This is a genomic window from Streptomyces cylindrosporus (assembly GCF_022698165.1).
Classification (GTDB): Bacteria; Actinomycetota; Actinomycetes; order Streptomycetales; family Streptomycetaceae; genus Streptomyces; species Streptomyces cylindrosporus.
The window spans coordinates 453,121-465,095 of record NZ_JALDAY010000003.1 but is presented as its reverse complement, the minus strand read 5'-3'; the positions used below and the strand labels follow the sequence as shown (position 1 = coordinate 465,095).

The 11,975-nt window shown below is 70.4% G+C and carries 9 protein-coding genes; 5 read left to right on the top strand and 4 right to left on the bottom strand.

Features of this window, described 5'->3' with window-relative positions; genetic code table 11:
* Nucleotides 1-159: 159 nt before the first annotated feature.
* From MQP27_RS11475 to MQP27_RS11460, 4 genes are all read left to right on the top strand, one after another.
* Entirely contained in the window at nucleotides 160-960 is an 801-nt protein-coding gene (locus MQP27_RS11475) for an ATP-binding cassette domain-containing protein (RefSeq protein ID WP_242764582.1), read from the top strand.
* Nucleotides 957-2,252, top strand: coding sequence for a sugar ABC transporter permease (locus MQP27_RS11470; protein ID WP_242764580.1), 1,296 nt, complete (start codon nucleotides 957-959; stop codon nucleotides 2,250-2,252). The genes MQP27_RS11475 and MQP27_RS11470 overlap by 4 nt, the downstream gene beginning before the upstream one ends.
* Nucleotides 2,253-2,442: 190 nt before the next feature.
* Complete coding sequence (dxs, locus tag MQP27_RS11465) at nucleotides 2,443-4,359, top strand: 1-deoxy-D-xylulose-5-phosphate synthase (RefSeq protein ID WP_242764578.1); 1,917 nt, start codon at nucleotides 2,443-2,445, stop codon at nucleotides 4,357-4,359.
* A gap of 139 nt (nucleotides 4,360-4,498) precedes the next feature.
* On the top strand, nucleotides 4,499-6,022 hold the full coding sequence (locus tag MQP27_RS11460; RefSeq protein WP_242764576.1) for an amino acid permease: 1,524 nt from the start codon (nucleotides 4,499-4,501) through the stop codon (nucleotides 6,020-6,022).
* 25 nt (nucleotides 6,023-6,047) lie between these two features.
* Here MQP27_RS11460 and MQP27_RS11455 read toward each other — a convergent pair whose 3' ends face one another.
* Nucleotides 6,048-6,422 (bottom strand): PIN domain-containing protein, encoded by a 375-nt coding sequence (locus MQP27_RS11455; RefSeq protein WP_242764574.1) that lies wholly within the window; start codon nucleotides 6,420-6,422, stop codon nucleotides 6,048-6,050.
* A 45-nt stretch (nucleotides 6,423-6,467) separates the two neighbouring features.
* Entirely contained in the window at nucleotides 6,468-7,358 is an 891-nt protein-coding gene (locus tag MQP27_RS11450; protein ID WP_242764572.1) for an NAD(P)-dependent oxidoreductase, read from the bottom strand.
* Between the two features lie 142 nt (nucleotides 7,359-7,500).
* Here MQP27_RS11450 and MQP27_RS11445 point away from each other — a divergent pair, with 142 nt between their 5' ends.
* Nucleotides 7,501-8,517, top strand: coding sequence for a DUF8189 domain-containing protein (locus MQP27_RS11445; protein WP_242764570.1), 1,017 nt, complete (start codon nucleotides 7,501-7,503; stop codon nucleotides 8,515-8,517).
* Between the two features lie 91 nt (nucleotides 8,518-8,608).
* Here the strand turns inward: MQP27_RS11445 and MQP27_RS11440 are convergent, their stop codons facing one another.
* Entirely contained in the window at nucleotides 8,609-10,735 is a 2,127-nt protein-coding gene (locus MQP27_RS11440) for a 3-hydroxyacyl-CoA dehydrogenase NAD-binding domain-containing protein (protein WP_242764568.1), read from the bottom strand.
* The gene (locus tag MQP27_RS11435) at nucleotides 10,732-11,952 is read right to left on the bottom strand and encodes a thiolase family protein (RefSeq protein ID WP_242764566.1); all 1,221 of its coding nucleotides are present in this window, start codon (nucleotides 11,950-11,952) and stop codon (nucleotides 10,732-10,734) included. Before MQP27_RS11435 ends, MQP27_RS11440 begins: the two co-directional genes overlap by 4 nt.
* Between the last annotated feature and the right edge of the window lie 23 nt (nucleotides 11,953-11,975).

Genomic DNA, 11,975 nt, shown 5'->3' with positions numbered 1-11,975 from the left:
GGAATTCGCCCTTGAATTCCCCTACGGGACGCTCGCTCCGAAGGCTCCTCCGGCGCCCCGCGCATCAAACAGCCCCGCAAGCTAGCTGCGGGGCGCCGGACGGAAACTCCCCCGATTCTTTTTCTGCACTACCTTCCGCCGGGTCAGGCGGCGAAGGAGATGGTTCACGTGTCCGCTACGCCCGTGCTGGCGTTGCGCGGGGTCTCCAAGCGGTTCGGTGCCGTTCAGGCGCTCACCGACGTAGAGCTTGAGGTCCACGCCGGTGAAGTGGTCGCCCTGGTGGGCGACAACGGCGCCGGAAAGTCCACGCTGGTCAAGACGATCGCCGGCGTGCACCCCATCGATGAGGGCGTCATCGAATGGGACGGCAAGGCCGTCCAGATCAACCGGCCGCACGACGCCCAGGCCCTGGGCATCGCGACCGTCTACCAGGACCTCGCGCTGTGCGACAACATCGACGTCGTCGGCAACCTGTTCCTCGGCCGCGAACTGCGGAAGTGGGGCGTCCTCGACGAGGTCGAGATGGAGCGCCGCTCCCAGGAACTCCTGCGGACGCTGTCCATCCGCATCCCCAGCGTGCGCATCCCGATCGCCTCGCTCTCCGGCGGTCAGCGCCAGACCGTGGCCATCGCCCGCTCCATGCTCGGCGAGCCCAAGCTGGTCATCCTCGACGAGCCCACCGCCGCCCTCGGCGTCGAGCAGACCGCGCAGGTCCTCGACCTGGTCGAGCGGCTGCGCGAGCGCGGCCACGCGGTCATCCTCATCAGCCACAACATGGCCGACGTGAAGGCCGTGGCCGACAAGGTCGCAGTGCTGCGCCTGGGCCAGAACAACGGCGTCTTCGAGGTCAAGACGACCTCGCAGGAGGAGATCATCTCCGCCATCACCGGCGCCACCGACAACGCGGTCACCCGCCGTGCGGCCCGCACGACCAGCACGAACGGGGAGGTTTCCAAGTGAGCATCGACAAGACCTCCGCGACGCCGCAGGACGAGCACGCCGTCGAGAACCCCGAGGCCGCCGCTGCCGCGGTGACCGCGGTCGACCCGCGCCTCCTCGTCCGCGAGCAGGGCCTGACGGGCTACATCGGCGAGTTCAAGCGCAAGATGAAGACCGGTGAGCTGGGCTCCCTGCCGGTCATCATCGGCCTGATCGCCATCTGCGTGATCTTCCAGTCGCTGAACTCCAACTTCCTGTCCGCGCAGAACCTGAGCGACATCACCGTCACGATGGTCGGCACGGGCATGATCTCCGTCGGCATCGTCTTCGTGCTGCTGCTCGGCGAGATCGACCTGTCGGTCGGCTCGGTCAGCGGCGCGGCAAGCGCCCTGGCGGCCGTTCTCGCGGTCAACCAGGGCTGGCCCGAGTGGGCGGCCGTGCTCGTCGCGATCGCCGCCGGTGCGGCCATCGGCGCGGCCCACGGCTTCTTCTTCGCGGTGCTCGGCGCCCCCGCCTTCGCCGTGACCCTGGCCGGTCTGCTGTTCTGGCTCGGCTTCATGCTCAAGGTGCTCGGCGAGAACGGCACGATCAACCTCGACAGCGACGGCCTGATCGGCAAGCTGACCACGTACTTCTTCGCGGACGTGGCCGTCGCCTACGGCCTCGCGGTCGTCGTCGTCGCGGTGTTCTTCATCAGCTCGTTCCTCGGCAACAAGCGCCGTGAGGCCGCGGGCGTCCCGTCCCGGCCGCTGAGCGACACGATCCTGCGTACGGTGCTGCTGGCCGTGGTCTCCTTCGCGGCGGCCGCGATGTACAACCAGTACAAGGGCCTGCCGCTGGCCACGGTGATCTTCCTGGTCTTCCTGATCGGCACGGACTTCCTGCTCCGCCGTACCTCCTACGGCCGCAAGATCTTCGCGCTCGGCGGCAGCGTCGAGGCCTCGCGCCGTGCGGGCATCAACGTCACCGCGGTCCGGATCTCGGTCTTCGCGATCTCCGGCGGCTTCGCGGCGATCGGCGGTCTGTTCCTGGCCTCGAAGATCGCCTCCGCCAACCAGAGCGCCGGCACCGGCGACCTGCTGATGAACGCGATCGCCGCGGCCGTCATCGGCGGCACCTCGCTGTTCGGTGGCCGCGGCCGCACCTGGAACGCCCTACTGGGTGTCCTGGTGATCGTGTCCATCCAGTACGGCCTCCAGCTGGAGTCCATCGCCGAGCCGGTGAAGTACATGATCACCGCGGCGGTGCTGCTGACCACCGTGGTCATCGACTCCATCACCCGCAAGACCCAGAAGACGGCCGGACGCGCGTAACGGCCCGCGGAACACTGTGCCCGGCACCAACGGCGGTGCCGGGCACAGTCATGTCATAGGCAGGGCCGATCTTGGGTACAGCCGATCGCGTGACGTATCCCCCACCGCCCGGGCGCCGTCCGCAAAGGCGGAACATTAGACTCGACAAGCCCGGCAACAGCTCGATCAGCTTTTACGCAAGGAGGCACGGGTGCCGCTGCTGACCCGCATCAGGGGACCGCGCGATCTGGACCGGCTCAGCCCTGAGCAGCTGGACCAGCTGGCGGAGGAGATCCGGACCTTCCTCGTCGACGCCGTCTCCAAGACCGGCGGCCACCTCGGCCCGAACCTCGGTGTGGTCGAGCTGACCATCGCCCTGCACCGCGTCTTCGACTCCCCGAAGGACAAGGTGCTGTGGGACACCGGCCACCAGTCCTACGTGCACAAGCTGCTCACCGGCCGCCAGGACTTCTCCAGGCTGAAGATGAAGGGCGGCCTGTCCGGCTACCCCTCGCAGGCCGAGTCCGAGCACGACGTCATCGAGAACAGCCACGCCTCCACGGTCCTCGGCTGGGCCGACGGCCTCGCGAAGGCCAACCAGATCCTGAAACGCGACGACCACGTGGTCGCCGTGATCGGTGACGGCGCCCTGACCGGCGGCATGGCCTGGGAGGCGCTGAACAACATCGCCGACGGCGACCGCCCCCTCGTCATCGTCGTCAACGACAACGAGCGCTCGTACGCGCCCACCATCGGCGGCCTGGCGAACCACCTGGCGACCCTGCGCACCACCGACGGCTACGAGCGCTTCCTGGCCCGCGGCAAGGACCTCCTGGAGCGCACCCCGGTCGTCGGCAAGCCCCTCTACGAGACCCTCCACGGCGCCAAGAAGGGCCTCAAGGACTTCATCGCCCCGCAGGGCATGTTCGAGGACCTCGGCCTGAAGTACGTCGGCCCGATCGACGGCCACGACATCGAGGCCCTGGAGTCGGCGCTGGCCCGCGCCAAGCGCTTCGGCGGGCCCGTCATCGTGCACTGCCTCACCGAGAAGGGCCGCGGCTACCAGCCCGCCCTCCAGGACGAGGCCGACCGCTTCCACGGCATCGGCCCCATCCACCCGGACACCGGCCTGCCCATCAAGGCCTCCGGCGCCGACTGGACCTCCGTCTTCGGCGACGAGATGGTCCAGCTCGGCAAGGAGCGCGAGGACATCGTCGCCATCACGGCCGCGATGCTCCAGCCGGTCGGCCTGAAGAAGTTCGCCGACGCCTTCCCCGAGCGGATCTACGACGTCGGCATCGCCGAGCAGCACGGCGCCGTCTCCGCCGCGGGCCTGGCCACCGGCGGCCTGCACCCCGTCTTCGCCGTCTACGCCACCTTCCTCAACCGCGCCTTCGACCAGGTCCTGATGGACGTCGCCCTGCACAAGTGCGGCGTCACCTTCGTCCTCGACCGGGCCGGCGTCACCGGCACCGACGGCGCCTCCCACAACGGCATGTGGGACATGTCGATCCTCCAGGTCGTCCCCGGCCTGCGCCTCGCCGCCCCGCGCGACGCCGACCAGGTCCGCGCCCAGCTCCGCGAGGCCGTCCAGGTCGAGGACGCGCCGACCGTCGTCCGCTTCTCCAAGGGCGCCGTCGGCCCCGCCGTACCCGCCGTGGGCCGCGTCGGCGGCATGGACGTACTGCGCGAGCCCGGCACCGACACCCCGGACGTGCTCCTCGTCTCCGTCGGCGCCCTCGCCCCGATGTGCCTGGAGATCGCCGGGCTCCTCGACCAGCAGGGCATCTCCACCACCGTCGTCGACCCGCGCTGGGTCAAGCCGGTCGACGAGGCCATGGCCCCCCTCGCGGAGCGGCACCGGGTGGTCGTCACCGTCGAGGACAACTCCCGCGTCGGCGGCGTCGGTTCGGCGATCGCCCAGGCCCTGCGCGACGCGGGCGTGGACGTACCGCTGCGCGACTTCGGCATCCCGCCGCGCTTCCTCGACCACGCCTCGCGCGCCGAGGTCATGGCGGAGATCGGGCTCACCGCCCCCGACATCGCCCGCCAGGTGACCGGGCTGGTCTCCAAGCTGGACGGCCGGTTCGACCGCGCCGCCGCCGAGATCGAGCCCGCCCGGGACTGAACACCGCCGAAAGGACCCCTTTCACCACCCACCGCGGTGGTGAAAGGGGTCCTTTCGCGTGAATCCCCTCGCGCCGGGGCATACGCAGTACGCCCCCTCTCGATCATGTCGAGGACGACACAGCGTGGGAGGTACGCCCGTGAGCAGCACACTCTTCAGGACGAAGAACATCGAGCAGTCCATCCAGGACACCGAGGAGCCCGAGCACGCGCTCCGAAAATCCCTGTCCGCACTGGATCTGACGGTCTTCGGCGTCGGTGTCATCATCGGCACCGGCATCTTCGTACTGACCGGCACGGCGGCGAAGAACACCGCCGGACCCGCCGTCTCCCTGTCCTTCGTCGTCGCGGGCGTGGTCTGCGCGCTCGCCGCCCTGTGCTACGCCGAGTTCGCCTCCACCGTCCCGGTCGCCGGCTCCGCGTACACCTTCTCCTACGCCTCCCTCGGCGAGCTCCCCGCCTGGATCATCGGCTGGGACCTGGTCCTGGAGCTGGCGCTGGGCACGGCGGTGGTCGCCGTCGGCTGGTCCGGCTACATCCACTCGCTGCTCGACAACGCAGGCTGGCACCTGCCCGAGGCGCTCAGCGGCCGGGACGGCGCCTCCGGCTTCGGCTTCGACATCCTCGCCGCCGCCCTGGTGCTGGTGCTCACCGCGATCCTCGTCGTCGGCATGAAGCTCTCCGCGCGGGTCACCTCGGTCGTCGTCGCCATCAAGGTGGCCGTCGTCCTCGTCGTCATCATCGCGGGCGCCTTCTTCATCGAGGGCGACAACTACAAGCCGTTCATCCCCAAGTCGCAGGCCGTGGAGGCGGGCAGCAGCCTCAAGGCCCCGCTGATCCAGCTGATGTTCGGCTGGGCGCCCTCCAACTTCGGCGTCATGGGCATCTTCACCGCCGCCTCCGTCGTCTTCTTCGCCTTCATCGGCTTCGACGTCGTGGCCACCGCCGCCGAGGAGACCCGCAACCCGCAGCGGGACGTGCCGCGCGGCATCATCGGCTCGCTGATCATCTGCACCACGCTGTACGTCGCCGTGTCGATCGTGGTGACCGGCATGCAGAAGTACAGCAGGCTGTCCGTGGACGCCCCGCTCGCCGACGCGTTCAAGGCCACCGGGCACCCGTGGTTCGCGGGCCTGATCAGCTTCGGCGCGGCGGTCGGCCTGACCACCGTCTGCATGATCCTCCTCCTGGGCCAGTCCCGGGTGTTCTTCGCGATGAGCCGGGACGGCCTGCTGCCCCGCTTCTTCTCCCACACCCACCCGAAGTTCCGCACCCCGTACCGCCCGACGATCCTCCTCGGCGTGGTCATCGCGATCGTCGCCGGCTTCACCAGCCTCAGCGAACTCGCCGAACTGGTGAACATCGGCACGCTCTTCGCCTTCATCGTCGTCGCGATCAGCGTCATCATCCTGCGCAACACCCGCCCCGACCTGGAGCGTTCCTTCCGCACGCCGTGGGTGCCGGCCCTGCCGATCCTCTCGGTGCTGGCCTCCCTCTGGCTGATGCTGAACCTCCCCGCCGAGACCTGGCTCCGCTTCGCCATCTGGATGGCCATCGGCTTCGTCGTGTACTTCTTCTACGGCCGCACCCACAGCCGCCTCGCCCGCGGCGAGGCGACCCGCGCGGGCGAGGTCCTCGAGCCCCCGGGCCGTGACGCCCAGTAGCCGACAGCCGACAGCCGACAGTCGACTAGGCGGGCCGGACCGACCGCGGCCCGGTGACCTCCGCGCCCAACTCCGTGACCCGGCGCCGGAGTTCACGGTCCGCGGTCACCACGAGGACGGACCGGCCCGCCGCGCCCGCCACCAGCTCGACCATGTGATCGTCCCCGCTGCCCGGCGCCGACTCCACCCGCACGCCGGGCACCGATTCCACCCCGCGCGCCGCGCCCTCGACCACGAGCACGATCTCCACGGGCCCGGGGTGCCCCGGCAGCCCGTCCGCGGCCAGCCGGTCGCGAAGCCGCTCCGCGGCCCCCCGCCGATCCCGCCACCAGCCGTCGGGCACCGACCCGACGACGTTGGCACCGTCGACGATCACGAGCAGGGGGTCGCTCTCACTCATGCGGAAAAGGTTCGCACAGTCGGCCCCCTGCCCCTGTCGCTCGCCTCAGTCGGCCGTCTTCTCCTCGAAGCTCGCGAAGTACGCGGCGGCCATGTCCTCGTCCCCGTGCCCCTGCGCGGCGGCCCGCTCCAGGCGCTCCGCGCTCGCCTCCGCCACGTCCAGCCGTACGCCGTTCTCGCGCGCGGCCTCGACGATCAGACGGGCGTCCTTGGCGGCCGTGGTCACCGCGAAGGACGCCGGGGAGAGCCGGTCGTCGAGGATCAGGGCCGCCTTGGCCTTCAGGTAGCCCATGTCGAGCGGGCCGCCCGCGATGAGGTCGAAGAAGTTCTGCGGGTCGACGTCGAGGGCCTTGGACAGCGCCAGGACCTCCCCGGTCGCGGCGGTCGCGGCGAGCACCCAGCTGTTGGCGACGAGCTTCAGCCGCGTCGCACTCGCCGCGGCCCCGTCCTCGCCGGTCCACAGCGTCCGTGCGCCGACCGCGTCGAACACCGGCTCCACCGTCGCCCGCCCTTCGGCAGGACCGGCGGCCAGCACCGTCAACTGCCCGGCCTCCGCGGGCTGGCGGGTGCCCAGCACGGGGGCGTCGTAGAAGAGCAGCCCGTGCTCCTCGGCGAACGCGGCCAGCTCGGGGACCGCCTCGATGCCGGCGGTGGTGGACTGCACCCAGGCGGCGCCGGGGCGCAGCGCGGCGGCGGCCTCGCGCATGACGTCGAGGGCGGCGGGGCCGTCGTACAGGACGGTCAGGACGACGTCGGCGCCCTGGACGGCCTCGGCGGGGGTGTCGGTGACGTGGGCGCCGTCGGCGGCGAGCGGTTCGGCCTTGGCGCGGGTGCGGTTCCAGGCGCGGACGGTGTGTCCGGCGCGGGCGAGGTTACGGGCCATGGCGGCGCCCATGATGCCCGTGCCGAGGACGCTCACGGTGAGCTTGTCGGTCATGAGGTCGGCTTCCTTGTCGCTTGCGATGCGGTGGTTGCTGACCACCAGCCTGCCCCCTGCACCCCCGTGAACGCCCACCGGACCGCCCGATCACCCCGGCCCCCGCCCGCCGCGCCCGATCCGCCCCGCTTAGAGTGAACTGGTGAACGGCGACTGGCTTCTCCGCGGGCGTGACGGCCGGCTCAGTGTCTACCTGCTGTCGGACGACGCCGTCCTGTGCCGTGCGGAACGCGCGTCCGGCGGTCCCTGGTCGGCCCCGCGCAGGATCGGCGGCGAACAGAAACTGCGCGCCTCCGTCGCGGTCGGGCAGGGCGGCGACGGGTACGGCCATCTGGTCGCCTGGCGCCCCACCGTCTCCGGCGAGTCCGGCCTCGTCCACTCGGTCCACTTTCGCTCCCACCTCGCCGCCCTCGACTGGGCCCCGATCGGGCACCCCGACAAGAAGGGCGACCTCACCGGCCCGCCTGCCCTCGCGGTCGACGCCGAGGGCCGTGTCCATGTCTTCGTACGCAACAAGGGCGGCGGAGTGAGCATGGTCGCGCAGAAGGAGAAGGGCGGCTGGACGCCCTGGCGTGACCTCAAGGGGCGTGACGTGGAAGGGGAGTTGGCGGCGGTGACGGGTGAGTCGGGACGCGTGGAGGTGTACGCGGCCGTGCCCGGCGGGATCCTGTACTGGCGCCAGCAGGAGGCGGGCGCACAGCCCGTGCTGGAGGAGGCGATGGAGGCCCCCGTACGCCCGGACACGCTGTACGCCCTCGCGACCTCGCCGGACGCCACCACGCTCTTCTACACCGACGACTCGGGCGACCTGTGCGTCTGGCGGCCCGGCGCCAAGCCGGTCACCCTGCTGCCCTCCGCGGGGCCCGGCCCGGTCAGCGCCGTCCGTTGCGAACTCGACGGCCACGACTGCACGTTGCTCGCCCAGCGCTCGGCGAGCGGCCGGGTCGCCTTCGCCGCGTACCCCACCGAACAGGAGTCCGCGGGCGCCTGGTGGACCGAGTCGGGCCCCGGCCTCCCGGCCGACGCGGCGGTCTCCCTGGCGGTGGACGAGGACGACCGGGTGGTGGCCGCGACCCTGTCCCCGTCAACCGCCCGACTCCTCCTCACCCGACGCAAGGACGAGCCGGTCCTGGCACTGGAGGCGTGGCGCGAGGTGTGAGGCGCGCCCTGTCGGGATGCCGCCGGTGCCGAAACGAAGGAGGGCCTCCGCCCGAAAGCGGAGGCCCTCTTCACGGCCGTACGAAGGGCACTTACGCCGGAACCGACGCCAGCCCCGGAGCCAGGAACTTCTTGCCGTTCACGCGCTCGGAGACACCCTCACGGTCCAGGTACGGCGTGATGCCGCCCAGGTGGAAGGGCCAGCCGGCGCCCGTGATCAGGCAGAGGTCGATGTCCTGGGCCTCGGCGACGACGCCCTCGTCGAGCATGAGCCCGATCTCCTGGGCGACGGCGTCCAGGACGCGGTCACGGACCTGCTCCTCGGTGAGGACGGTGTCGCCCTGCTTCAGCAGCGCGGCGACCTCCGGGTCCAGCTCCGGCTTCCCGCTGTCGTACACGTAGAAGCCGCGCTTGCCCGCCTTGACGACGGCCGCGAGGTTCGGGGAGACCGTGAAGCGGTCCGGGAAGGCCCGGTTGAGGGTCTCCGAGACGTGCAGGCCGATCGCGGGACCGACCAGTTCCAGCAGGACCAGCGGGGACATCGGCAGGCCCAGGGGCTCCACCGCCTTCTCCGCGACCTCGACCGGCGTGCCCTCGTCGATGACGTTCTGGATCTCGCCCATGAAGCGGGTGAGGATGCGGTTGACGACGAACGCCGGGGCGTCCTTCACCAGAACCGCGGTCTTCTTCAGCTTCTTGGCCACCGCGAAAGCGGTCGCCAGCGAGGCGTCGTCGGTCTGCTCGCCGCGGACGATCTCGAGGAGCGGCAGGATCGCGACCGGGTTGAAGAAGTGGAAGCCCACGACCCGCTCGGGGTTCTTCAGCTTCGACGCCATTTCCGTGACGGACAGGGACGAGGTGTTCGTCGCCAGGATCGCGTGCGCCGGGGCGACCGCCTCGACCTCCGCGAACACCTGCTGCTTGACGCCGATCTCCTCGAACACGGCCTCGATGATGAAGTCGGCGTCGGAGAAGCCCTCCGCCTTGTCCAGCACACCGGTGACCAGGGCCTTGAGGCGGTTCGCCTTGTCCTGGTTGATACGGCCCTTGCCGAGCAGCTTCTCGATCTCCGCGTGGACGTAGCCCACACCCTTGTCGACGCGCTCCTGGTCGATGTCGGTCAGCACGACCGGCACCTCCAGGCGGCGCAGGAAGAGCAGCGCGAGCTGCGAGGCCATCAGGCCCGCGCCGACGACGCCGACCTTGGTGACCGGACGCGCCAGGTTCTTGTCCGGGGCGCCCGCGGGACGCTTGCCGCGCTTCTGCACCAGGTTGAACGCGTAGATGCCGGCGCGCAGTTCGCCGCCCATGATCAGGTCGGCGAGCGCCTTGTCCTCGGCGTCGTAGCCCTGCTGCAGGTCGCCGTTCTTGGCGGCGGCGATGATGTCCAGGGCGCGGTAGGCGGCCGGAGCGGCGCCGTGCACCTTGGAGTCCGCGATGAAGCGGCCCTTGGCGACGGCCTGGTCCCAGGCCTCACCGCGGTCGATCACCGGGCGCTCGACCTCGATCTCGCCCTTGAGGACGTTCGCGGTCCAGATCAGCGACTGCTCCAGGAAGTCGGCGCCCTCGAAGATGGCGTCGGCGATGCCCAGGTCGAAGACCTGCTGCCCCTTGAGCTGCTTGTTCTGGTTGAGGCTGTTCTCGATGATCACCGAGACGGCCTTGTCGGCACCGATCAGGTTCGGCAGGAGCGTGCAGCCGCCCCAGCCGGGGACCAGGCCGAGGAAGACCTCGGGGAGGGAGAAGGCCGGGAGCGCCTTGCTGACCGTGCGGTACTCGCAGTGCAGACCGACCTCGACGCCACCGCCCATCGCGGCGCCGTTGTAGTAGGCGAAGGTCGGCACGGCGAGGCCCGACAGGCGCTTGAAGACCTCGTGGCCGCCCTTGCCGATGGCGAGCGCGTCCTTGTGCTCCTTGAGGAGCTCGACGCCCTTGAGGTCGGCGCCGACCGCGAAGATGAACGGCTTGCCGGTGATGCCGACGCCGACGATCTCGCCGGCCGCGGCCTCCTTCTCGACCTGGTCGATGGCGGTGTTGAGGTTCGCCAGCGAGGCCGGGCCGAAGGTGGTCGGCTTGGTGTGGTCGAAGCCGTTGTCGAGGGTGATGAGCGCGAAGCGCCCGGCGCCGAACGGCAGGTCGAGGTGGCGTACGTGCGCGGACGTCACGACCTCGTCGGGGAACAGTTCGGCCGCGCCCTTCAGGAGTTCGGTGGTGCTCACTTGTCGCCTCCGTCGAAGTGCGGGTTCTCCCAGATGACCGTCGCGCCCATGCCGAAGCCGACGCACATGGTGGTCAGGCCGTAGCGGACGTGCGGCTGCTCCTCGAACTGGCGGGCCAGCTGCGTCATCAGGCGCACGCCGGAGGAGGCCAGCGGGTGGCCGAAGGCGATCGCGCCGCCGTACTGGTTGACGCGCTCGTCGTCGTCCGCGATGCCGTAGTGGTCGAGGAAGGCCAGGACCTGGACGGCGAACGCCTCGTTGATCTCGAACAGGCCGATGTCCTCGATGGACAGGCCGGCCTGGGCGAGGGCCTTCTCGGTGGCCGGGATCGGGCCGTAGCCCATGACCTCCGGCTCGACACCCGCGAAGGAGTAGGAGACCAGACGCATCTTCACCGGGAGGTTGTTCTCGCGGGCGAAGTCCTCGGAGGCGATCAGCGAGGCGGTGGCGCCGTCGTTCAGACCGGCCGCGTTGCCCGCGGTGACCCGGCCGTGGACGCGGAACGGCGTCTTGAGGCCGGAGAGGTTCTCCAGCGTCGTACCCGGGCGCATCGGCTCGTCGGCGGTCACCAGGCCCCAGCCGGTCTCACCGGCCTCCGGGTTGGTGCGGCGCACCGAGATCGGCACGAGGTCGGCCTGGATCTTGCCGTTGGCGTACGCCTTGGCGGCCTTCTCCTGGGAGCGCACGGCGTACTCGTCGGCGCGCAGCTTGGTGATGTGCGGGTAGCGGTCGTGCAGGTTCTCCGCGGTCATGCCCATGAACAGGGCGGACTCGTCGACCAGCTTCTCGCTCACGAAGCGCGGGTTCGGGTCCACGCCCTCACCCATGGGGTGCCGGCCCATGTGCTCGACACCGCCGGCGATGGCGATGTCGTACGCGCCGAAGGCCACGGAACCGGCGACCGTGGTGACGGCGGTCAGGGCGCCGGCGCACATGCGGTCGATGGAGTAGCCGGGGACGGACTGCGGCAGACCGGCCAGGATGCCGGCGGTACGGCCGATGGTCAGGCCCTGGTCGCCGATCTGCGTGGTCGCGGCGATGGCGACCTCGTCGATCTTCTTCGGGTCGAGACCGGGGTTGCGGCGCAGCAGCTCCCGGATCGCCTTCACCACGAGGTCGTCGGCCCGGGTCTCGTGGTAGATACCCTTCGGGCCCGCCTTGCCGAACGGGGTGCGGACGCCGTCGACGAAGACGACGTCCCTGACGGTACGAGGCACGATGGCTCTCCTCCAGATGCGGG